Genomic DNA, 21,478 nt, shown 5'->3' on the forward strand with positions numbered 1-21,478 from the left:
TACGTGACTGTCGTTAGTAGCTGACCGTTTCCCCGCGAGGGGCGGCGATCGGCGTCCCGAACGGTCGCGATCGGTCGACGCGCGATGGGGCTCGTTACGGTTTCCATACACCATCGTATGTGTCAGTGACGAACGGACCGAACGAACACGCAACCGCCTCGCCGAGCGCCTGCGTTCGGTCCGTCAAGCCGGCCGTGAGGACGCCCGCAGCTCCGTCGGATTCGGCGACGTTCTCGGTCCCGAGCAGGTCGTCCATCACCGGACCCAACTCCCCACCGTCCGCGACGCGGTCGGCGACTCGGTCGGGGAGCCGGAGCGTCGGCCCGCTGCCGCGCTCGAGCCGATCGCCATCGGTCGTCGCTCCCCACATGATGAGGGAGAGCCCCGGGACGCCCTCGAGCCGGGCGACGCCGCCCTCGAGGCCGATACCGTAGTCGGCCTCGGTGTCAGCAAGCGCCCGGCGAGCGCGATTCTCGGCACCGCGGACGGTCTCCGCGATCGATCGTGGCTGTTCGCTCACGCCGGAGTCGACGCCGACGCCGGTTACGGTCGGCTCGTATGGCTCGAGCGTCCGTTCGACCGCCGCGACCTTGACCGGGTTCGTGCTGCCGACTGCGATCTCCATGTCGGCCGTTCGAACCGGCCGAATTTGGGGGCTCCGGTTCGGACTGACTCCTCAGCTTTAATGTTACTATCTATCATGCTCGTTCGGTCGAATTATCCAGTTTCGAGGGCTTTCCGGGCTCGATTCCGAAACCGTTAAACCTCGAGTGTCTGAACGTGGGAGGTAACGACTCCGTCCGGGCTTTTACGATCGGTTCGGCCGGGAGCATTCGCCATCGTATGACTAACGCACCATCGAATACGAGAGTACGACGTAGCGAACCAGAAACGAACGAACAGGAGACCGAAAGCGAGGACCAGGACCTCGTCTGCCCCGAGTGTACGGGCCAGCTCGTCGTCGACGACGAACACGGCGAAACGGTCTGTGCGGACTGCGGTCTCGTCGTCGAGGAGGACTCGGTCGACCGCGGCCCCGAGTGGCGAGCCTTCGACGCCGCCGAGAAAAACGAGAAGTCCCGCGTGGGTGCGCCCACGACGAACACGATGCACGACAAGGGCCTCTCGACGAACATCGACTGGCGGAACAAGGACGCCTACGGGAACTCGCTTGGCTCGCGCCAGCGCGAGAAGATGCAGCGTCTGCGCAAGTGGAACGAGCGGTTCCGCACCCGCGACTCCAAGGAGCGTAACCTCAAACAGGCGCTCGGCGAGATCGACCGGATGGCCTCCGCGCTGGGCCTCCCGACAAACGTCCGTGAGACCGCCAGCGTCATCTACCGGCGCGCATTGGACGAGGACCTCCTCCCCGGGCGCTCGATCGAGGGCGTCTCGACGTCCTGCGTCTACGCCGCCGCCCGACAGGCCGGCGTCCCGCGCTCGCTCGACGAGATCGCGGACGTCTCCCGCGTCGAGAAAAACGAGATCGCCCGCACCTACCGGTACGTCGTCCGCGAACTCGGTCTCGAGGTCCAGCCGGCCGATCCCGAGAGCTACGTCCCCCGCTTCGCCTCGGGGCTCGAGCTCTCCGACGAGGCCGAACACCGCGCGCGGAGCCTCCTCCAGAACGCCAAGGAGAAGGGCGTCCACAGTGGGAAATCGCCGGTCGGCCTCGCGGCCGCCGCGGTCTACGCCGCCGCGCTCCTGACTAACGAGAAGACAACCCAGGCCGCCGTCTCCGACGTGGCCGACATCTCCGAAGTCACCATCCGCAACCGGTACCACGAGCTCCTCGAGGCCGAGGAGACGATCGGGATGGCCTGATCGCGGAGACCGTCGACCAGTCGAAACGACACCGTTTTTATCGTTCTCGCTCGCAGTCCGTACCGATGGAACTGGATTTCGACGCGTTCGTCCTCGCGGCGTCGACGGCCGACCTCGCCGACGAGCCCGCGGCCCGCGAGCGCGCCGACGCGATCGAATTTCGAATGGATCTGACCGACGAGCCCCTGACCGCGCTCGAGGCCTACGACGGCGAGTTGCCGATCCTCGCGACGAACCGCGCCGAGTGGGAAGGCGGCGAGGCGAGCGACGACGGCCGACTCGAGACGCTCGCCGAGGCGACCGCGTTCGAGAGCGTCGCGGCGATCGATATCGAACTCGAGTCGATCCTCGAGGGGGCGGCCGAAGGGCTGCTCGAGACGGCTCGCGAGCGCGGCGTCTCGGTCGTCGCCTCAGCCCACGACTTCGAGGGGACGCCGACCCGCAACGAGCTGGTCACGACCCTCACCGAGGCGGGTAAGTACGCCGACGTGGCGAAGTTGGCGGTGACCGCGGAATCGAAAGCGGACACGCTCGCGTTGCTGTCGGCGACCGAGCAACTGACTTCCCACGGCGACACCGTGGCGACGATGGCGATGGGCGAGGTGGGGAGCCACACGCGCGCCGTTGCGCCGGTGTACGGGTCGAAAATCGGCTACGCGCCCGTCGATCCCGCGGAGGCGACCGCGCCGGGACAGTACGACCTCGAGACGCTGGCGGAACTGGTGGCGACGCTCGGCTGAGCCGAAAATAACGAGAATCGGAATGTTAAGGGCGGGGGACGCCTACGGTCAGCACAGACAATGACATGGATCCGTGCGCTCATTGCCGCCGGTCTCTCGGTGATCTTGCCGGGTGCCGGACACGTCCTCGTTCGGGACTGGCTCCGCGCCGCCGCCTTCGCCGGCCTCTTCCTTACGGCGAGTTTCCTCTTTCTCCCGATCGAGCAGATCGCGAACGCCGGCCCGATAACGAGCTACGAGCAAGCCATGGAGCAGGCGACGATCATGAGCGAAAACACCGACGCGATGGCCCAGTTCCTCCTCTCGTTTATCGCCCTCTTCGCCGCGGTCGACGCGACCGTTCGGGCGCTCGGCTACTCGCCGGGGAGCGGTGACGGCACCGACGGCCTGACCTGTCCCGAGTGTGGCAAGGAAGTCGACGAGGACCTCGAGTTCTGTCACTGGTGTACGACGCGGTTAGAGCCCGCAGAATCCGACACCGAGACGGCCGACGTCTGACGGGCGACGGCGCGCCCGACGTTACTTTTCGATGATGCTCTCTTCGACGGCCTCGCCGAAGTGGCGTGCCGTGTCCTCGTAGTACAGCAGGATCTCGTCGCCGGCCTCCAGGTCGGTCACCGCCTTGCGCCCCTCCGCGGATGCCACCTTGATTGTCTCGGCGTTCTGGAGGAGTGTCTCGATGCGGTCTCCACCCTCCGTCTCGAGGGCGACCCGGAACATCGGCCGCTGCTCGATCTTGGCTCGGCCGACGATCGCTTCGCGGGTGTTGCCCTCGAGGTCGACGATTTGGACCTCGTCGCCGCTCTGGAGCTCCGAGAGGTACTTCGTCCCGCCGTCGGGCGTGCGGACGTAGGCGTGGACCGCGCCCGCGTTGACCCGGAAGGGCCGGGAGGCGACGTACGGCGATTCGGCGGTCTCGGCGTGGACGAAGACCAGCCCGCGGCTCATCGAGCCGACGAGCATCCCCTCGTCGTGTTCGAGCATGCTGCCCGTGTCGACGCAGACGCGGTCGGCGCTGCCGGCCCGTTCGACGGCGAGCACTTCGGCGTACTCGAGGTCGAGACTCTCGCGTTCGGCCTCGTCGCGGACTTCGACGGTCTTGCGGATCTCGTCGGGATCGTCCGAGTCCAGCAGGACGGCGTCGGAGCCGATCTCGAGTGTTTCGAAGGCAGTCTTGGCCTCCTCGGCGCTGGTGACGCCCGCGACGAGGTCGGTCTCCTCGCCGATCCGGGCGATCAGGTTCTCGAGGGGGATGATCGTCCAGTCTTCGCCGACGACGATGGTGTGATCTGCCTCCTCGGCGGCGGTCTCGGCGAAGCGCTCGTACTCCTTGCCGAGGATGCGGACGTACGCGCCCCGCTCGAAGTCGCCGTCGCGGCGCAGCGTCGAGAGGTCGGCCGATCCCGAGAAGTCCTCCGGGAGGTCGATCGTCGCGTCGCCCTCGCCGCCCTTGCCGACGACGACCGCGTCGGCCTGCGCGGCCGGTTCGGTGTCGTCGCTATCGGCTTCGGCGTCGTCGATGTCGTCGACCAGCGTCACGTCGCCGTCGGTTCGAAACGCCGCGACGTTGATGTCGCCGAGTTCGCGGACGCGGTCGACGTCGTCCTCGTCGACCAGTACCCAGTCTACACCCGCCTCGAGCGCGGCGGTGATCCGCGCCCGGCGGTCGTCCCAATCGCCGACGGCGTCGTCGGCTTTTACCCAGACAGATCGCGTCATGAATCGACCGTCGAAGGGAACCGGCTTGAACGTGGCGGATCGCGCAGGCGGTGTCGTCGGCGGGCGGTTCCGGCCGCGCCACCGCTCGCGTTTCGATCGTTCGCTCGCTATCGACAGTCATGTCACTCACGATAGTACTGATAGTAACGTTACTTTCTCAGAAGCTGATAACATGTGGCCGTTCGATTCGTCTCATATGGGTCAGCGCCACCTCGAACCCGACGGTGAACTGACGATCGACTGTGCCGCCCGCCGTATGGAGGTGGACGCCGCGGCCGCCACCGCTCGAGCGGCCTTCGAGTACGCGGGCGAACTGGCGACCGTCGAGCACGGCCGGTCGGCGGCCGTGCTCGGAGCCGTTCGGCTCGCGTGCCGTCGCACGGACGTCGGCGAGCCCGACCGCGAGGAGTTCGCGGCCGCGTTCGACGTCGACCCGGACCGGGTCCTCGCGGCCGACGAGCTGCTGGCGGAACATCTGGGTCCGCCCGCCGACGCCGACGACGTTCGCTCGCTGCGCCGCCGTCTCGTCGTGGTCCAGGAGATCCTGGCCGCGGTCGAGCGCGGCCGCACCGCTGGCCCCCAGCTTCCGGGCTCGCGCCTCGCTGACGCCGCGCCCTTCCTGCTCGCTCGCGCGAGCAGTCACCTCGACTCCCGCACGGACCGCGAGTTCCCGGGGCTGGAAGCGACAGTGCTTCGCGACCACGTCGAGCGCCTCGAGGCCGACCTCGAGTTCGCTCGGCTGGGAACGAGGCTCTACGCGTGTGTTCACGACGCCGAGTAAACCGCTCTGCCGCCCCTCCGCTGACGCCCCCTCCTACCGCCGCTCGCCGGCCTCGTCCATGAGTTTGTGGCGGAACGCCCGATAGGCGTTTTCGCCCCGCTCGGTCAACTCGACGACGCGGCGGCGGCCGACGGACTCGATCGTCACGTAGCCGTCCTCCGCGAGCGGCTCGAGCACGTGCGTATCGAGGACGCGGAACGCCCCCTTGTCCTCCCCGGAGCGGTCGTCGGGGGTGCGACGATCGGCCATGAACGAGAGGTCGTGATCTCGAGCGTACTCGATGAGGTCTTTCTTCTTCGGCGGCGCGGTCCGGTCGTCGTGGTAACCGTCCCACGCGTCGGGCTCGGCGAGAAACTCCATGATCGCGACCTGATCGCGCGTCGGCGAGTCGATCGGATAGGTCGGCACCTCCTCGATTTCGTCGACGCCGAAGGAGATCGGTTCGGTCGTTCCGGCGTGAGCGTACGTCGAGGGTTCGACGTAGTAGGCGTGGGCGTCGGTCGAGACATCCATGCACGCGATCGTCGCGCCGATCGCCGGGATCGTCCCCGCACCGGAGACGTTGACGTACACCTGATCCTCGGCGTGGATGTCCGCGATCGTCGTCACGTCCCCGAGTACCGCGTACACGTCCGTCAGATCGCACTCCCAGGTCCGCACCTCGGGGACGACCGACTCGAGTTCCTCTCGCAGTTCCGCGTGGTACTCGGCGGCCGCGGTCGCGTTTCGCTCCGCATGACCGTCGCCGCCCGCGCCTCCATCGGCGCGCTCGTGATCGTCGACGCTGTCGCCCTCGAGCAGGTAGACCAGGTCGGCCCGCTGGTCCCGGATCGGCTCGAGGATCCGATCGAACTCGTAGCCCAGCGGCACGACGTGGACTCGCTTGACGACGTCCATACCTCGAGAGGCGTGTCAGATGAAATAACTACTGTGGATTCCGGACCGACTCGAGTCGAACTTCCGGCCAACCGCCGAGTGTCCGCCGGCCGATCGAACCACCGCCGGGCGGGACTGAAAAGGGCGACGCGGCTCGGGGACGGCGGGCGACGCAAGCACCGGAAGGAGGGAGCGAAGCGACCGACTGAGGAGCACAGCGAGCCCTCCGACTCGAGCCGTGTCGGGGCTTTCGGGGTGTCGTCAGTGCTTTCGTTGGTCGGACGGGTCCGTCTGTAGAATCGGCGAAACGTTGAGAACGCTCGCTCCCATACACGAACCAGATGGCCGCCTACGACGCGATCTGCTTCGACCTCGATATGACGCTCTGCGAGTCGACCCAGAACCCCGCGGGGCTGCTCGAGTCAGCCTTCGCCGGGGCCGGCTGCGAGCCGTTCTGTACGCCCGTGGAGTTGCGAGCCGCCGTGCCCGACCTGCCGACCGCCGAGACGGACCGCGAGTTCTACGAGCATCTCTTCACCGAAGTCGCGGGCCGCGCGGGCGTCGCGTCGGACATCGCCCCGGACCTTGCCAGAGAGTACCTCGAGCGCCAGGACCCGACCGCCGTCGGTTTCCGGCCGGGCGCGAAGGCGGCGCTCGAGCACGCCCGCGACCTGGGCCGGGTCGGGCTCATCACGAACGGCGGTCGGAAGACACAGACGCGGAAACTCGAGGCGCTCGGCATCGCCGACGCCTTCGATGCGCGGGTGTTCACCGAGCCAAGCGCCGGGATCCATCCCAAGCCGAGCGCGGCACCGTTCGAGCGTGCACTCGCCGACCTCGCAGTCGCGCCCGACGCGGCGATCCACGTCGGCGACTCCTTACACGCCGATATCGCGGGGGCAAACGCGATGGGGCTCGATTCGGCCTGGCTGGACACGGGCCGCGATGGCGACCCCGGCGACCACGAGCCGACCTACGAACTCGCGTCGCTCGAGTCCTTCGAAACGATCGTCTGAGGCGTCCGCTGGGGGCGTCTAGTTCGGCAGAATGTCGGTGTGGACGAGGGCGCGATACTTGCTGTCGGTCCCCTCCTGGACGCGCTTGAGCAGCGCCGCCGCCTGGGGGAAGCTCTCGGGGAGTTCGAACGGGTCGTCGTCGTTCTCGTCGCGCTGCTTGCAGAGTTTGACGAACGCGAGCAGGTGGTCGTACGTGTCCGTGTGAGCGTAGACCACGCCGATGTCGCGGTCGACCCCCTCGCGCCAGGTCTCGATCACCGGCTCGGTCGCGTTCCGGGGCCGTTGCATCCGCTCGGCCAGGTTTTCGGTATCGACCTCGTCCGACCGGCCGTCCACCATGCCGTCGAAGGCCGCCTGCAGGTCGCCCGCCGACTCGAGCGACGGCGCCTCCGCTTCCGCTGCGAGCAGGTCGGCGAACGCCTCGAGTTCCTCGCGGTGGACCGCGACGGGGTAGACGAAGTCGTGGGTCTCCTTCGGCAGCGCGTACGACTGCCCTTCGACACCCTGCTCGCCGGGGCCCGACTTCCCCAGCATCAGTTCGAGTATTCCCATACCTGAAACAGGTAGCGTGAGTCGAATAAGTGTTGCGCGGTCGACTGGACCGCTGTGGGACGACGCGCCCGGCGTCACTCGTTCGGCTCGGTACCGCGATCGCCCATCCGTCGGGCTCGGTGCCGGTCGCGCGCCGTCAGCAACTCGTCGGTCGGGATCTCCTCTCCGTCGGCGATCCGCCGCAGATACGACACGAGCCACTCGCAGTCCGCTCGGCGGAGGTGCTCGCGCCACCGCTCGGAGCCTACGATCGCCGCCGCCGACAGCCCGATGGCGTACTCGCTGTGCATCGCACCCTCGACGAACTCGAAGTCGCCGAACTGAGAGCCCGGCGTGTAGATGACCTGATACGGGTTGTTCGCGTGCTCGCCGTCGTACTCGTTGCGCGCCAGATAGTGATAGTCGTCCATCGGCCCCGATCTCCGATCGAGTCCTCGAGCGCAGCCACGATATCGGTTTCGTTCTCTCCGATCTGGTCCGATATCTTCTCCGCGCTCCTCACAACTCCTCCTCGAGTGCCGCCTTCGCGCCGCCGTAGCCGCCTGCCGTCGTCCACGTTCGCCCGCTGGCCGCGTGCTCGACCTCGTAGGACTCGCCGCAGACCCCACAGCGGTACTCGCCGGGCGCTTTCACCGGCTTCGACGCGCGGTGGCGCTTCGCCCGCCAGTCACAGTCGGGCGCGAGACACCGGAGGACGTACCGCGGCTCGGAAAACTCCTCGCAGTACCGGGGCGCCTCGAGCGCCGCGGCCCGCTCGCGAAACCGGTCCCCGTGGCCGGACTCGCCGAACCGCTGGAACTCCCAGGCGTGGACGAGTTCGTGGCGGACGACGCCCGCGAACGTCGGCCACTCGTATCGCTCGTAGGCCCGTCGGGCGAGCACGATCGTCGCCACCTCGCGGTCGGCGTGCCAGCGACACGCCCCCGCACGGCGGCGCGCCCGCGTCGAGACCTCCCACTCGAGGCTCTCGAGATCGACCGCCAGCCCGTGCTCGTCGACGACCTCACGGGCGTGGATCCGCGCGCGGGCGACGATTTCGTCGGCCAGCGTGTACTCCTCGCCGTCGCTCACGGGCTCGAGAAGGGAGACCGCGACCGAAGTTCTTCCGGTGACGACCGAGCCGGCCGCGGGCCACGTGGATTATTAACTCAGCCCGAATTATTTGTGAAGGTTGCTAGTCTAACCGCCGTCTAATAGCAGCCGAATTAATAATCACGACGTGCCGAGTTCGGACACGGATGAGTCACAACGAGTCGGCGCATACTCACGACGGCTCGCACGAGGGCCACGATCACGACCACGGCGGCCACGGTCACGGCGGCGGCTCGACGAGCAGCCGCAAGCTCGCCGCCGTCTCGCTGATCAACGTCGTCGGCTTCGTCGTCGAACTCGCGGGCGGGCTGGCGTTCGGATCGGTCGCGCTTATCAGCGACGCCGTCCACATGCTGTTCGACGCGCTCGCGTACGTGATGGCCTTCACCGCCTCCTACGTCGCCGAACGCTACGGCGAGGGCGAGCGCTGGTCGTACGGCCTCCACCGCCTCGAGCCGTTCGCCGCCTTCCTCAACGGTCTGTTGCTCCTGCCGATGGTCGGCTTCATCGTCTGGGAGTCCTACCAGCGATTCCTCGAGCCCGTAGCCATCGGCACCGGGCCGACGATCGCGATCGCGCTTGGCGGGCTCGCGGTCAACGTCGTCTCGGTGGTCGTCCTCCACGGCGACGCGATGAGCCTCAACGAGCGAGGCGCGTTCTATCACCTGTTGGGCGACGCCGGCGGCTCGGTCGCCGTCATCGTCTCCGTGCTCGTCATCGACGTGACCGGCATCCGCGTCATCGACCCGATCACGGCGGCGCTGATCGCCGCCGTCGTGGCCTGGTCCGCGGTGCGGGTGTTGCGCGGCAGCGGCGAGATCTTCTTCCTCAGGACGCCCCTCGAGAGCGACGAGATCCGCGCCCACGTAAGCGAGATCGAGGGTGTCGACCGCGTCGACGACTTCCACGCGTGGCAGATCTGTAGCCAGATCACGGTCGCGACGATGCACGTCGAGACGGGAGTCGAGACGATGGCGGAGGCTGAGGAAGTCCTGCGACGCGTCCACGACGAACTGGCGAGCCACGGTGTCGATCACGCGACAGTGGAACTCGGGCCGGGCTACGCCGACCGCGACGTGCACCTCGATACGCATTGCCACTGAGCGGCGCTCCGAGGCGTCGATCGACGCGCTGCTAGATCGCGAGAAACAGAGAACGAAACGGAGAATTCAGGCCTCGAGCGCCAGCCCGGCTTCGGCCAGCGCGTCGTCGGTCGAGAGGTCGTGGTGGACGACGCCGGCGACCGCTCGCGCGATGGCTTCCGGGTCGTCGTGCTGGAAGATCGACCGGCCCATCGAGACACCGGCGCCGCCAGCGTCCATCACGCCGCGGACCATCTCGATGGTCTCGCGGTCGGTGCCCTTCGAGCCGCCGGCGATGACAACCGGCAGTCGGGTCGACTCGACGACGTGTTGGAAGCTGTCGGCGTCGCCGCTGTAGCCCGTTTTGACGATATCAGCGCCCAGTTCCTCGGCGAGTCGGACCGCGTGACCGAGCGCCTCGGGGTCCTCGGGGTCGACGCCGGGACCGCGAGCGTAGGCCATCGCCAGGACCGGCATCCCGAACCGTTCGGCTGTCTCGGTGACCTCGGAGAGCTGCGTGAGCTGGTCTGGCTCGTGGTCCGAGCCGACGTTGATGTGGAACGAGACGGCGTCGGCGCCGACCCGAATCGCCTCCTCGACGGTGCCGGTCACGCGCTTGTCGTTCTCGTCGGGGCCAATCGTCGTCGAGCCGTTGAGGTGGACGATGTAGCCCTTCCCGTTCTTGTTCTCGTGGACGCGGGGCGCGATCCCCTTCTGCGTGAGGACCGCGTCGGCCCCGCCGCTGGTCACGCCGTCGATGGTCGATTCGATGTCTTTCAGCCCCTGGACGGCACCCATCGTGATGCCGTGGTCCATTGGGACGATCACGTACGATCCGTCTGTCCCGATTCGCTCGAGTCGTGCGTCGATTCCGGTGGTCATTGCGGGAGTGTAGCAAGCTTGTCGTTATGGCTGTTCTGGTTCCGGTGCATCTTCCTCGCCCGCCCCGCGGCGCGCGCCGCGTTTGAGTTCGCGGGCCGTGGCCTCGAGTTCGTCGACCGCCGCGTCGGGCGTCTCGCTCGAGGCGATTATATCCACGAGCGCGCTGCCGACGATAACGCCGTCCGCGCCGGCCTCGACGATCTCGGCGGCATGGTCGCCCTCGCTGACGCCGAAACCGACGGCCTTGGGCACGTCGTACTCCGACAGGCGCGCGAGGCTGTCGTGGGTCGCCGTCGAGACGTTCGCGCGCGCCCCCGTCGTTCCGAGGCGAGCCTGAACGTAGGCGAAGCCCGAGACCTGCGACATGATGGCCTCGAGGCGTTCACCTTCGGTCGTCGGCGCGATGATGAAGACGAGGTCGAGCCCGTGGTCGTCGCAGGCCCGTCGCAGCGGGTCGGCCTCCTCGGCGGGTAAGTCGGGGACGATGATCCCCGCGAGGCCGGCCTCGGCGGCGCGTTCGACGAAGGGTCGAACGTCGGGCTCCGATCCATATTGGAGAATCATGTTGTAATACGTCATCACCAGCAGCGGCGCCTCGGTCTCGAGGTCGTCGACCAGTTCGAAGAATCCCTGAGGGGTCGTTCCGGCCTCGAGCGCGCGGTTGATCGCCGCCTGAATCGTCGGCCCCTCGGCGATCGGTTCCGAGAAGGGGAGGCCGAGTTCGATCAGGTCCGAGCCGCCGCGGTCGAGGGCCTCGACGTAGGCTTTCGTGTCCTCGAGCGAGCGGTCGCCCGCCGTGATGTAGGTGATCAGCGCGGGGTGGTTCTCGCGGATGGCAGCCTCGACGTCGCTGTCGTACGACTCTGAGCCATCGGTCATCCGTCGAACACCTCGACCTCCGGTGCGGCCGCGAGATCGCGTTTCTCCGTTTCCTCGAGCACCGTCTCTAAGTCCTTGTCGCCGCGCCCGGAGACGTTGACGACGACGAGTTCGCCGAGGTCCTCGTAGCGCTTTTCGAGATAGCCGAGGGCGTGACTCGACTCGAGCGCCGGGATGATCCCCTCGAGCCGGGAGAGCCGGTGGAAGCCGTTGAGCGCGTCCTCGTCGTCGACGCTCGCGGGCGTTACGCGGCCGGTGTCGACGAGATGCGAGAGCTCGGGACCGACGCCGGCGTAGTCGAGCCCCGCGCTGACGCTGTGTGACTCCATGATCTGGCCGTCCCCGCTCTGGAGGAGCTTGGTCATCGCGCCGTGGAGGACGCCGTCGGTGCCCGTCGAGAGCGTCGCCGAGTTCGGCGCGACTCCGGACGCCTCGTCGATCTCGAGACTCGAGCCGCCGGCTTCGACCGCATAGAGATCGACCTCGCTGTCGGGGACGAACGCGTGGAAGGTGCCCATCGTATTCGAGCCGCCGCCCGCGCAGGCGACGACGCTATCAGGCAGGCGGCCGGCCTTCTCCTGGACCTGCTCGCGGATCTCGTCGCCGATGACGGATTGGAAGTCCCGGACCATCTGCGGGAACGGGTGCGGGCCGACGACCGAGCCGATGACGTAGTGGGTCCGCTCGACGGTGGTCGCCCAGTCACGCATCGTCTCGTTGATCGCCTCCTTCAACGTGCCGCTGCCAGCCTCGACCGGGTTCACCTCCGCTCCGTTCATCCGCATCCGATAGACGTTGGGCCGCTGGCGGTTGACGTCAGTCCGACCCATGTAGATCTCGCAGGGCATATCGAGGTGGGCCGCGGCCATCGCGGTCGCAGTGCCGTGCTGGCCGGCGCCGGTCTCGGCGATGATCCGCTCTTTGCCCATGTACTTGGCGAGCAACACCTGTCCGAGCGCGTTGTTGAGTTTGTGCGCGCCGCCGTGGACGAGGTCCTCGCGCTTGAGGTAGATCTCGCGGTCGTAGCGCTCGCTCAACCGATCCGCGCGCTGGAGCGGCGTCGGCCGCCCGCCGAAATCGTGCATCCGCTCGCGGAACTCGTCCATGAAGCCGTCCTCGTTCTCGAGGACGTACCGCTCGTAGGCGTCCTCGAGTTCCTGTAGGGCCGGCATCAGCGCCTCGGGAACGTACTGGCCGCCGTAGTCGCCGAACGTCCCTCCGGAATCGTGGTCGTCGCGTTCGCGTTCCGTGCTCATGTCTGGATGTCTCCGTCGTGTTCGCTCATGTCTGCTCCGTCTCCCTCGCGTCGGTCGATTCCGCCCGCACGAGCCGACGCGTGTTCTCGGTCACGTCGCTGTCGCCCGCGCCGTGGTCCATGATGGCGCTGCCGACCAGCAAGGCGTCGGCACCCGCCGCGCGCATCCGTTGCACGTCGGCCGGCGACGAGATCCCGCTCTCGGCGATCAGCGTTACGTCGTCCGGTACCTCGGGAGCGACCGACTCGAAGGTTTCGAGGTCGACCTCGAGTTTCGCCAGATCGCGGTTGTTCACGCCGATGATCTCCGCGCCTGCCTCGAGCGCCGTCTCGAGTTCACCGCGGTCGTGGACCTCCACGAGCGGCTGGAATCCGCGCTCGCGGGCCGCGGCGATCAGTCCCTCGAGATCGTCGACGAACCGGACGATCAGCAGTAGGAGGTCGGCTTCGATCACGTCCATCCCCGCTTCGTCGAGGACGAAGTCCTTTCGAAGGACGGGAACGTCGACGGCCTCGCGAACGCGGGCCAGCGCCTCGGGCGAGCCGCCGAAGTGAGTCGGCTCCGTGAGCACCGAGATCGCCGTCGCGCCGCCCGCGACCATCGCCTCGGCCAGTTCGACAGGATCGTCGGCCCGCGTCCCGTCGGCCGTCGGACTCGTCGGCTTTACCTCGGCGATCACCGGGACCCGTCCGTCGGCGTCCGCCGCCGCCAGTGCGTCGGGTAACGACCGCGCGTCCACGTCGACGACGCCGTCGCCGCCCGACCGCTCCCGCGCGGCCTCGAGTATCGATCGGACCGCGGGAGCGAGCTCCGTATCGGAGTTCATTATTGTACATCGACGTACTCATATGTACATAAGGCTTGCGTCATGGCGACACATGGGGCAGTCCGAGGACGGACCGGCGGCTATTCAAGCCCGGATCACTAACGCCAGCGTATGGAGGACGTTACGGAGGCTGGGATCTATGCGCGGGAGTCACCGTACCTCGACCGGTACGTCCAGCTCGGTGCCGCCAGCGGGCGGATTCTGAGCGTTTCCTTCCCCGAGATCCCTGACGACGGCGCCGAGGACGACCACCCCGTCCTCGATCGGATCTTCGAGTATCTCGACGGCCTCGAGCCCGTCGACTTCGACGACGTGCAGGTCGCGATGACCATGCCCACCGACCAGCGGGCCGTCCTCGAGCGTGTCCGCGAGATTCCCTACGGCGATCAGGTCACCGTCGAGACGCTCGCACGGATGACGTCCGGTCTCGACCACGAGGACGACGACGACATCATCCTCGTCCGCACCGCGCTCGACGAGAACCCGGCCCCGCTGCTGGTGCCGGACCACCGCGTGCGCGACGGCCCCAGCGCCGCGCCGCCGGACGTCGAACAGAAGTTGCGGTCGCTCGAGGGGCTGTAGTCCATCAACTCGGCGGAACGTCTCAGATAAGAATGGATTCCGGTGGGCCGCAACGAACGCCCTGTGTCGATCCACTCGCGATGGCGGTTACTGCACTCGATTTGCACCCCGTTACATCTATTGCGTATCGTAACATAGTGCAGCGTAACGATGAAGACGGTCACGACCCGGATCCCGGAGGACGACGAGGCAGCGCTGTCCGAACTCGAGAGGGAACTGAGCGCCGACCGGTCCGAGGTTCTCCGTCGTCTCATCCGACAGGGATTATCGGACTGGCGGACCGAAAAGGCGCTCGAGGAACTCCGAGCACACAACACTACCCTCCGAAAGGCGGCGGAAATCGCTGACGTGTCGTACGTCGAGATACTCACGCTCGCCGCCGAGGAAGGGATCGATATCGGGTACACGACCGAAGATCTCGAACGCGATCTCGACCGAATCTGATGGTCGTCGTAGATTCATCCGCGCTGATTCCGCTCGCGTGGGTCGGCCGTCTCGATCTCGTGACGGCCACGTTCGACGAGGTACGGACGACCGAAGCGGTAGCGGAGGAAGTGCTTACTGCGGGAAAGCGCGGCACTGCGGTACTCGACGACTTTCTCGAAGACGTTTCCGTTCTCGAAACCCCACGCGAAGCCGAAGAAGTGGCGTCGCTGGAGGGGATCGCACCCGCGGACGCGTCGGTGATTTTGGCAGCTGATGACGAGGAAGCGATTCTGTTGGCTAACGATAAGGGCTTGATCGAAGTGGCCCGAAGCCACGATATCGAGTCCTGGTGGGTGACGACGCTGTTGTTGAAGTGTACGAAAGACGGAACGATCACTTCGGCTACGGCGAACGATATCCTCTACGACCTCGTCGACGAAGGGATGAACCTGCATCCGAAGGTGTACACCCAGGTCCAACGAAAACTCCGAGAACTCGGTGAGTGACCGATCAAAAGTCCGAGCGATCCACCTTCTCGGGCGCTTCGAACTCGGTCGCCAACTCGAGCAACTGGACCAGAATCCGGCCGGTTGCCCCCCAGACGGTGTAGTCGTTCACGTGGAAGTAGTGGATGACGATCTCGCCGTAGTAGGGATGCGAGCGGCGCTCGTACTCGTAGTTGTCGGGGTCGAGCAGCCCCGACAGCGGGAGGACGACGATCTCGGCGACCTCGCTCTCCTCGCGGACGTACTCCCGGTCGGGGATGTGGGCGACGAAGGGCGTGACGGCGTACTCGGTGACCGTCCGGATGTCGTCGAGTTGGCCGACGACCTCGGCCTCGCTCGGCTCGAGGCCGATCTCCTCGTTGGCCTCCCGGAGCGCGGTGTCGAGGATCGTCTCGTCGACCGGTTCGGCCCCGCCGCCGGGGAAGCTCATCTGCCCGGGGTGTTCGCCGAGGTGGTCGGCCCGGCGGGTAAACAGCAGGTGGTCCTCGCCGTCGCGGTCGACGATCGGCGCGAGGACGGCCGCGTCGTACTCCTGATCGCCGATTTCGGTCGGCTCGTAGTCCGCGACCGGGTCCAGAGACAGCCTCCGCGTCATTCCTCGAGCGCGTCCTCCAGCCGCGTCCGTTCGTCGGTGCAGTCGACCGGGGCCCACGCCTCGAGGTCGTAGCTGATATCGAGGAGGGTCCGAATTCGGTCCGCGTCGCCGGCCGCGACGGCGTCCTCGGCGGCCGCGACGAAGCGCTCGCGGGCCGCCTCGCCCAACGCCTCGCGGTCGAGCCGTCGCCGCTGGACGTCGAGGATGTGTGGCACGTCTTCGGCGTGGTCGGGCACCGCGGGAAACGCCGTCGGACCGGCGACCAGCAGCGGTTCCGCTCCGTCCGCTCCCGCGCCGTCGGCGGCCGCATCGCTCCCGCGTTCGGGATCGTACCGGACGAGGGCGAACGACTCGAGGGCCGTCTCGATCGCGCCTTCGAGCGCCTCGTCGTCGAGGGACTGCCCGTCGGCGCGGTAGGCCGCCTCGGCGAGCGCCCGCTCGAGTTCCGCGCGGGTCAACCCCCCGAAGAGGTCGACCACGCCGGCGAGTTCGTCGGCGGTCGCGTCCATACCCGGTTCAACGGCCGGTGGTGGGATTAGTCTTGCGAGCCAACCCGCTGCTCGCGCCAAGGTCTGGCCACCGCCAGCACGTCGGCCGGCGTGAACGGGGCCTCGGTCCACCGGGGGAGCCGCGTGTCGGGCCCCGGCGGCGCGATCGATTCGGCGTAGCGCGCGAGCTGGTCGCGCTCGCTTGCAGGGTCGTACTCGAGGCCGTTGAACGCCGCGTCGGCCCGGTAGCCGTCGATCAGTTCCTCGCCGACTGCCCGGTAGCGCTCGGGCAGGGTCTCGTAGTCGGGGCTGACCCCTCCCTCCTCGAGGACCCGCAGGAGCGCGGCGGCGACCTCGCGGCTCATCCCCTCGAGGCCGGCGTCGCCGGCGACCGCGCGGTGGTCGTGCTCGTGGCGGCCCAGATCGACCTGCGCGGTCCCGCCGAAGCCGGCGATCTCGTAGGCGTCGCCGAGGGTGCCGACCTCGAGCCCCCACGCGCGGGGTGCGCGCAGTCGGCGTGCGAGCCCGGCGCTCGCGGCGAACTCGCCGGCCAGCGCGTAGCGGAACGCGTCGAGGTAGTTGACGATCGGCGCGTCGTGGGCGTCGGCGACCGCTCTGACGAGCGGCGCGTAGAACAGCCGAAAGAGCCGGCCGTAGAGCCGGCCACGCTCGACGCGGGCGTAGTATCCCTTCGAGAACTCGTAGTCCATCGTCAGCGGCGCGAGCAGCCGGTGGACGTGACCGCCTTCGTAGCTCCGGGCGTCGGCGTCGTGGACGACGACGGTCTCGGCGACGTCGGCGGCCGGTCCGAGCGCGAGCCAGACGTCCCGTCCCTTTCCGAACTCGCCGCCTAGACCGGCCTCGGCGAGGACGGCGTCGACGCCCGGCGAATTACACCAGAGGACGCGGCTCGGCAGTGCGAACGACTCGAGCCACTCGCGGAACGGCCCGATCTCGTCGGGGGCAGCGCGGACGGGGACGAATACGGCGGCCGGCGCGGGATCGAGGGCCTCGAGTTCGCGGAGGACGCGCTCGGCGGCGGGGCTCTCGTACTCCCGGGCGGTCATCGGGACGACGACGGCCGTCTCGGCGACCGCGGCGGCGGCTTCGCGGGCGAGGTCGCCGCTCGCCCGGTCGCCGTCGCCGAACGCGTGGAGCGTCGCGATTCGCTCCTGAACGTACTCCATCGGTAGGGTGTTCGGCCGGACCGGTAAAACGGCCACGGCTCCGGCCAGATAGGCCGGTCGTCCGGTCCGCCTCGCTCCCCGTCGAGTCGTCGGGAGCGTCACCGATCGCGGGGGTCGACTCGAGACTCGATAAAGCACCGGTCTTTTTCACCCCCTCCTTCCTACAGGCTGCACATGAAATCAGTCCGGAAGGCACTTCGGGAGGGTGAACTCGACAAGGACACCTACGATCGGCTCGTCTGTGGCGACTGCGAGAAGCCGCTGAAGACCGAGAACGACCCCGACGAGATCAAAACGGTCCGCATCTGTCCGAACTGCGGAGCCGAATGGAAGGAGATCCGATAGGGCCGATTACCTCGTTCGGACTGATCCCGTGGTGGGTGCCGCGGTTCAGGCTCGACCGGTCGAACGCGGTCGCGATCCGTTCGTGTGCCGTCGCGACCGACCGGCGACGCTCCATCCCCGTCGCGTTGGCGGTCGAGCCGTCGACCGATCCGCCCTCTCTTGTCGGCGCCCGTTCCAGATGAGACCGTGAGCGTGGTCCTCGTGATCGGTTCGCCGACCTCGAGACCGCCGGCCCGGCGACGCTACGTCGCGACCCGGCCGCTAGCGCTCGCCGGCCATCGCCGCGAAGAGCCGCTCCTCGAACTCCTCGAGGCTGATCCCGTCTGAGGGGCCGATCCCGCGCATGTGGTCGACCGAGAGCTGGCCACCGCCCATCCGCGCGTGGCCGCCCGCGCTGGCCATCGGGATGTCGCTGATCGCGTGGCGCAGCGTCTCGCCCATATGGACTCGGTCGTCGCGCGACCGGCCGGAGAGGTGGAGCGTCCCGTCGTTCTCGCCGTAGACGACGACCGCCGTCACGCCCTCTAAGTGCATGAGTTCGTCCGCGGCCTGGGGAATCGCGTCGACGTTGCCGATCTCGCCGACATCGCAGACGGCGAACGGGCCCTCGACGCGCTTTTGGGTGATCGCCGTCGCCTTGACCTGCAACACGTCGTCGCTGACCTGCGGGTTGGCGATTCGGTCGAGCAGGTCTTCGTCGATCCCAGAAAAGAGCGCGGCGCAGGCGTCGAACTCGGCCCGCGAGCAGCCGTTCGTCAGGTGGTTCGTGTCCGACTGGATGCCGTAGAGCAGCCCCGTCGCCAGCTCCGGCGAAATCTCGAAGTCGCTCGGGTCGTCTTCGTCCGCCATCGTCGCGCCGATGTCGTCGAGATACTCGACAATAATCGTCGACGCCGCGCCGTAGTCGGTCCGGACGTCGGTGAACTTCGTCCCCGCCCCGTTGCCCGGATGGTGGTCGACGACCGCCACCGGTTCGACGGTCTGGGCGCCGGTAAAGCCCCGCGGCGTGTTGTGATCGACCAGCACCACCGCGTCGGCGTCGAGTTGGGAGCTCGCCTCGACGGACTCGAGGTCCAGATCGAGGACGGTCCGGAACGCGCGGTTCTCCTGGTGGCGGATCTCGCCGGAGAACTGCAGGGTCGCCTCGGTGCCGACCGAGTCGGCGATCGCCGCGACCCCCATCGCACACGACATGGCGTCTGGGTCGGGGTTGGGATGCATCAGCACCGTCACCTCGTCGTGGGCGGCCAGTACCCGCTGGAGCCGGACGCCGGGTGGACGGCGGAACCAGCGGATCGCCCACCAGCCGCCCAGAACGAGGCCGACGACGGCGAGGACGAGCAAGGAGAGGACGAGCGGCTCGAGGGAGCGCAACGAGTCGCCGACCGACCCGGCTGCCAGTGGGTCCGCTCCGGCGAACGCGGCCCCTCTCGAGGCGCTCCGAAGGCTCATATCAGCAAATCAAATCGAACCACCAAGAATTTTCCCCATAGCGTCCGGTCCCGTCAGTCGGCCGACTCGTCGCGGTAGCGTTCGATCGCGGCGCGGTATCCCTCGCGGAACGTCGGGTAGACGAACTCGTAGCCCAGCCCGCGAAGCTTCTCGTTCGAACAGCGCTTGCTCGTCAGGATCCGCCGGCGGCTCGCCTCCGAGAGATCCCCGTCGGCGAGCCGTTCTTCTTTCGTCCGCTTCGCCGGTCGCTCGACGCCGCACTCGTCGGCCAGCCAGTCCGCGAACGCCCACTTCGAGGCGGGTTCGTCGTCGACCACCTGCACCGTTTCGCCGCGCGCGAGGTCCTCCGTGAGCAGGTAGCGGACAGCGCCCGCGGCGTCGTCCCGGTGAACCATGTTCAGGTAGCCTTCGGTGACGGGACCTTCGAGATAGCGCTCGAGCCGGTACCGGCCGGGGCCGTAGAGCCCGGCGTACCGGGCGACAGTCCCCTCGTAGCCGTACTCGGTGGGCAACTCGAGCGCGATCCGCTCGGCCTTGGCGAGCACTTCGGTCTTCTCGGTGGCGGGCTCGAGCGGCGTCTCCTCGTCGACCCAGTCGCCGTCGTGATCGCCGTGGACGCCCGTCGAGGAGGTGTAGACCAGCCGTTCGGGCGGCTCGTCGCGCTCACCGAAGGCCTCGATCGCCGTCCGCAGCCCCTCGACGTACACCTCGCGGGCGGCCTCGGCCCCCCGACCGCCGCTGCTGGCCGCGAAGACGATCGCGTCGACATCGGGGACCGACGCGAGCGCCTCACGGTCGGTGATATCTGCTTGCTCCGCCTCGAAGCCGGCCTCCTCGATCCGTGCGATGCCGTCATCGGAGCGGCGAACGCCGATCGGCTCGTGGCCCCGCTCGGCGAGCTGTCGACCCAGCTCGAGGCCGACGTGCCCACACCCCAGAATTGCAACCTTCATACTTCGCCTCGTGGTCGGTCGTACATAATTTCACCGCTCGAGGGCGCTTTTTCGATCGTCTCTCCCCGTATTCTCTGCGTATTTCAACTCGGCACCTCGAGCCGGCCGCGAACGGCCCCGGTCACTCGACGGTGACTTCGACCGAGTGAGGCAAAACGGCGTTCTCGGCGTAGCCGCCCTCGTTCCACGGGTACTCGTCGTCGGCGTCCTCGTCGGGGCCGGCGATCCGCAGGGGCTGGCGGCGGCCGCGCTCGTCGGTCGCCCGCGAGAGGAGCGTGTAGGTGCCCGGCGAGGGCACCCACTCGTAGCGGAACAGCCGCCAGGCGCAGTCGTAGTTCGGCCCGAAGAACTCGCCGTCGTCCCAACTGTCGCCGCCGTCGGTCGATATCTCGATGTCGATCACCGCGTCGTCGCCCGCCCAGGCGACGCCGACGACCTCGAGCGTGCCGTCCGCGCGCGGCGAGATGGTTGCGCCGTCGGCGGGCCGCCCGATGGTCGACTTGACGTTCTCGTCGAAGGTGTAGGGGTGGTCGATCCCGTCGCCCTCGAGCTGGTCCCAGGTGTCGAACGTCGACACCGTCGCGTGCGAGTCGGGCTCGACGCCTTCGGGGTGGATCCGGTAGGCCGACTGTTGCCACTGGGTGTAATCGTCGCCGTCGCGGTCCGCCCACTCGGGGCCGTGGACCATCGTCTCCGCGACGTGGAGTTCGGCGAGCCACTTGACGCTGTTGACGCCGTACCAGCCAGGAACGAGCAGCCGGACGGGGTGGCCGTGTTCGGGTGGGAGCGGTTCGCCGTTCATCTCGTAGGCGAGGATGCAGTCCTCGAGGACCTTCGCCATCGGGATCGAGCGGGCGAACAGGTCGTTCTCGCCCTCGACCTCGGGGTGATCGCCGCCGACCGCGGTGAGCCACGTTCCGTCGTCGGTCGCCGCGCCGTGATCGGCCAGGATCGACCGCAGCGGCGCGCCGGTCCAGATCGCGGTGCTGACGGCTCCGTACTCCCACTGGACGCTACCCGTCTCGGGGTCGAAGTAGCCCCGCCCGTTGCCGGCACACTCCATCGTGTGCGCGACCGCGACCGTCGGATACTCCTCGCGAATGTCGGCCATCCCTAGGTCGGCCTCGCGGTCGACCGCGCCGCCAAGCGAGACGGTCCACTCCGCGGCCGCGGGATCGAGCGTCTCGTTGCGGTGACAGACGTAGTGTTCCTCGATCGGCGTGAGCCAGTTCGCGTACGTTTCCCGGTCGGCGGCACCGACGACCCGATACCGATCCTCGAGATCGGTGACGGCCTCGGTGCCGGGTTTGCGCTCTACGATCTCGTCGACCTCCCGTTGCCGGTTCTCGCTGCGCGTCGAGTTCGACATGGCGGTCGGACACCACCGAGGGCGATAAATCCCTGTGGCGAGGTAGCAAT

Annotated in this window: 26 protein-coding genes; 10 read left to right on the forward strand and 16 right to left on the reverse strand. The window is 67.8% G+C overall.

The features are described from left to right. Positions 1–94: 94 nt before the first annotated feature. On the reverse strand, positions 95–625 hold the full coding sequence (gene yjjX, locus NKH51_RS18065; RefSeq protein WP_254763058.1) for an inosine/xanthosine triphosphatase: 531 nt from the start codon (positions 623–625) through the stop codon (positions 95–97). Between the two features lie 218 nt (positions 626–843). On the opposite strand from yjjX, the gene NKH51_RS18070 reads away from it, so the two are divergent. The 3 genes from NKH51_RS18070 (at position 844) to NKH51_RS18080 (ending at position 3,062) form a co-directional block, all read left to right on the forward strand. Next, a complete protein-coding gene (locus NKH51_RS18070) occupies positions 844–1,824 on the forward strand; it encodes a transcription initiation factor IIB (RefSeq protein ID WP_254763059.1) in 981 nt (326 codons plus the stop codon). A gap of 65 nt (positions 1,825–1,889) precedes the next feature. Then, positions 1,890–2,564, forward strand: coding sequence for a type I 3-dehydroquinate dehydratase (locus NKH51_RS18075; RefSeq protein ID WP_254763060.1), 675 nt, complete (start codon positions 1,890–1,892; stop codon positions 2,562–2,564). 60 nt (positions 2,565–2,624) lie between these two features. Beyond that, positions 2,625–3,062: a zinc ribbon domain-containing protein gene (locus NKH51_RS18080; protein ID WP_254763061.1), complete on the forward strand. Its 438-nt coding sequence runs from the start codon at positions 2,625–2,627 to the stop codon at positions 3,060–3,062. Positions 3,063–3,083: 21 nt separating this feature from the next. Here the strand turns inward: NKH51_RS18080 and NKH51_RS18085 are convergent, their stop codons facing one another. Continuing rightward, entirely contained in the window at positions 3,084–4,283 is a 1,200-nt protein-coding gene (locus tag NKH51_RS18085; RefSeq protein ID WP_254763062.1) for a 3-dehydroquinate synthase II, read from the reverse strand. Between the two features lie 196 nt (positions 4,284–4,479). Between NKH51_RS18085 and NKH51_RS18090 the strand changes: the two genes are divergently transcribed. After that, positions 4,480–5,064, forward strand: a complete 585-nt coding sequence (locus NKH51_RS18090) for a hypothetical protein (RefSeq protein WP_254763063.1) — start codon at positions 4,480–4,482, stop codon at positions 5,062–5,064. 33 nt (positions 5,065–5,097) lie between these two features. Here NKH51_RS18090 and NKH51_RS18095 read toward each other — a convergent pair whose 3' ends face one another. Continuing rightward, the gene (locus tag NKH51_RS18095) at positions 5,098–5,961 is read right to left on the reverse strand and encodes an HFX_2341 family transcriptional regulator domain-containing protein (RefSeq protein WP_254763064.1); all 864 of its coding nucleotides are present in this window, start codon (positions 5,959–5,961) and stop codon (positions 5,098–5,100) included. Between the two features lie 320 nt (positions 5,962–6,281). Here NKH51_RS18095 and NKH51_RS18100 point away from each other — a divergent pair, with 320 nt between their 5' ends. Further along, a complete protein-coding gene (locus tag NKH51_RS18100) occupies positions 6,282–6,956 on the forward strand; it encodes an HAD family hydrolase (RefSeq protein WP_254763065.1) in 675 nt (224 codons plus the stop codon). A gap of 18 nt (positions 6,957–6,974) precedes the next feature. On the opposite strand, the gene NKH51_RS18105 is transcribed toward NKH51_RS18100, so the two are convergent. The 3 genes from NKH51_RS18105 to NKH51_RS18115 form a co-directional block, all read right to left on the reverse strand. After that, positions 6,975–7,508 (reverse strand): hypothetical protein, encoded by a 534-nt coding sequence (locus tag NKH51_RS18105; protein ID WP_254763066.1) that lies wholly within the window; start codon positions 7,506–7,508, stop codon positions 6,975–6,977. Positions 7,509–7,582: 74 nt separating this feature from the next. Next, positions 7,583–7,918 (reverse strand): hypothetical protein, encoded by a 336-nt coding sequence (locus NKH51_RS18110; RefSeq protein WP_254763067.1) that lies wholly within the window; start codon positions 7,916–7,918, stop codon positions 7,583–7,585. A gap of 88 nt (positions 7,919–8,006) precedes the next feature. Continuing rightward, positions 8,007–8,579, reverse strand: coding sequence for a SprT-like domain-containing protein (locus NKH51_RS18115; RefSeq protein WP_254763068.1), 573 nt, complete (start codon positions 8,577–8,579; stop codon positions 8,007–8,009). A 167-nt stretch (positions 8,580–8,746) separates the two neighbouring features. On the opposite strand from NKH51_RS18115, the gene NKH51_RS18120 reads away from it, so the two are divergent. Further along, positions 8,747–9,703, forward strand: a complete 957-nt coding sequence (locus NKH51_RS18120) for a cation diffusion facilitator family transporter (protein ID WP_254763069.1) — start codon at positions 8,747–8,749, stop codon at positions 9,701–9,703. 66 nt (positions 9,704–9,769) lie between these two features. Here NKH51_RS18120 and NKH51_RS18125 read toward each other — a convergent pair whose 3' ends face one another. The 4 genes from NKH51_RS18125 to trpC are packed head-to-tail and all read right to left on the reverse strand — an operon-like array spanning position 9,770 to position 13,525. After that, entirely contained in the window at positions 9,770–10,564 is a 795-nt protein-coding gene (locus NKH51_RS18125) for a 2-amino-3,7-dideoxy-D-threo-hept-6-ulosonate synthase (protein WP_254763070.1), read from the reverse strand. A gap of 24 nt (positions 10,565–10,588) precedes the next feature. Further along, a complete protein-coding gene (trpA, locus tag NKH51_RS18130) occupies positions 10,589–11,443 on the reverse strand; it encodes a tryptophan synthase subunit alpha (protein WP_254763071.1) in 855 nt (284 codons plus the stop codon). Continuing rightward, a complete protein-coding gene (gene trpB, locus NKH51_RS18135) occupies positions 11,440–12,699 on the reverse strand; it encodes a tryptophan synthase subunit beta (protein ID WP_254763072.1) in 1,260 nt (419 codons plus the stop codon). Before trpB ends, trpA begins: the two co-directional genes overlap by 4 nt. A 25-nt stretch (positions 12,700–12,724) precedes the next feature. Then, entirely contained in the window at positions 12,725–13,525 is an 801-nt protein-coding gene (gene trpC, locus NKH51_RS18140; RefSeq protein ID WP_254763073.1) for an indole-3-glycerol phosphate synthase, read from the reverse strand. A gap of 111 nt (positions 13,526–13,636) precedes the next feature. On the opposite strand from trpC, the gene NKH51_RS18145 reads away from it, so the two are divergent. The 3 genes from NKH51_RS18145 to NKH51_RS18155 all read left to right on the forward strand — a co-directional run bounded on the left by NKH51_RS18145 (position 13,637) and on the right by NKH51_RS18155 (position 15,039). After that, positions 13,637–14,107 carry an MGMT family protein gene (locus NKH51_RS18145; RefSeq protein WP_254763074.1) on the forward strand — a complete coding sequence of 157 codons (471 nt, stop codon included), beginning with the start codon at positions 13,637–13,639 and terminating at the stop codon, positions 14,105–14,107. A gap of 150 nt (positions 14,108–14,257) precedes the next feature. Continuing rightward, positions 14,258–14,551 (forward strand): UPF0175 family protein, encoded by a 294-nt coding sequence (locus NKH51_RS18150; protein WP_254763075.1) that lies wholly within the window; start codon positions 14,258–14,260, stop codon positions 14,549–14,551. Continuing rightward, positions 14,551–15,039 (forward strand): PIN domain-containing protein, encoded by a 489-nt coding sequence (locus NKH51_RS18155; RefSeq protein ID WP_254763076.1) that lies wholly within the window; start codon positions 14,551–14,553, stop codon positions 15,037–15,039. Before NKH51_RS18150 ends, NKH51_RS18155 begins: the two co-directional genes overlap by 1 nt. Before the next feature lie 4 nt (positions 15,040–15,043). Here NKH51_RS18155 and NKH51_RS18160 read toward each other — a convergent pair whose 3' ends face one another. Genes NKH51_RS18160 through NKH51_RS18170 form a run of 3 tightly spaced genes read right to left on the reverse strand, consistent with a single transcriptional unit; the run spans position 15,044 to position 17,309 of the window. Then, the gene (locus NKH51_RS18160) at positions 15,044–15,634 is read right to left on the reverse strand and encodes an NUDIX hydrolase (protein ID WP_254763077.1); all 591 of its coding nucleotides are present in this window, start codon (positions 15,632–15,634) and stop codon (positions 15,044–15,046) included. Next, a complete protein-coding gene (locus tag NKH51_RS18165) occupies positions 15,631–16,143 on the reverse strand; it encodes a DUF7109 family protein (RefSeq protein WP_254763078.1) in 513 nt (170 codons plus the stop codon). Before NKH51_RS18165 ends, NKH51_RS18160 begins: the two co-directional genes overlap by 4 nt. Before the next feature lie 26 nt (positions 16,144–16,169). Then, entirely contained in the window at positions 16,170–17,309 is a 1,140-nt protein-coding gene (locus NKH51_RS18170; RefSeq protein WP_254763079.1) for a glycosyltransferase family protein, read from the reverse strand. A gap of 174 nt (positions 17,310–17,483) precedes the next feature. Here NKH51_RS18170 and NKH51_RS18175 point away from each other — a divergent pair, with 174 nt between their 5' ends. Then, positions 17,484–17,654 carry an HVO_0758 family zinc finger protein gene (locus NKH51_RS18175; RefSeq protein ID WP_254763080.1) on the forward strand — a complete coding sequence of 57 codons (171 nt, stop codon included), beginning with the start codon at positions 17,484–17,486 and terminating at the stop codon, positions 17,652–17,654. Between the two features lie 261 nt (positions 17,655–17,915). Here NKH51_RS18175 and NKH51_RS18180 read toward each other — a convergent pair whose 3' ends face one another. From NKH51_RS18180 to NKH51_RS18190, 3 genes are all read right to left on the reverse strand, one after another. Then, entirely contained in the window at positions 17,916–19,106 is a 1,191-nt protein-coding gene (locus NKH51_RS18180) for a DHH family phosphoesterase (protein WP_254763081.1), read from the reverse strand. Between the two features lie 53 nt (positions 19,107–19,159). Then, entirely contained in the window at positions 19,160–20,059 is a 900-nt protein-coding gene (locus NKH51_RS18185; RefSeq protein WP_254763082.1) for an NAD-dependent epimerase/dehydratase family protein, read from the reverse strand. 121 nt (positions 20,060–20,180) lie between these two features. Next, positions 20,181–21,428: a sulfite oxidase gene (locus NKH51_RS18190; protein ID WP_254763083.1), complete on the reverse strand. Its 1,248-nt coding sequence runs from the start codon at positions 21,426–21,428 to the stop codon at positions 20,181–20,183. Positions 21,429–21,478: the final 50 nt, after the last annotated feature.

The organism is Natrinema marinum (assembly GCF_024296685.1).
In the GTDB taxonomy this organism is placed as follows: domain Archaea; phylum Halobacteriota; class Halobacteria; order Halobacteriales; family Natrialbaceae; genus Natrinema; species Natrinema marinum.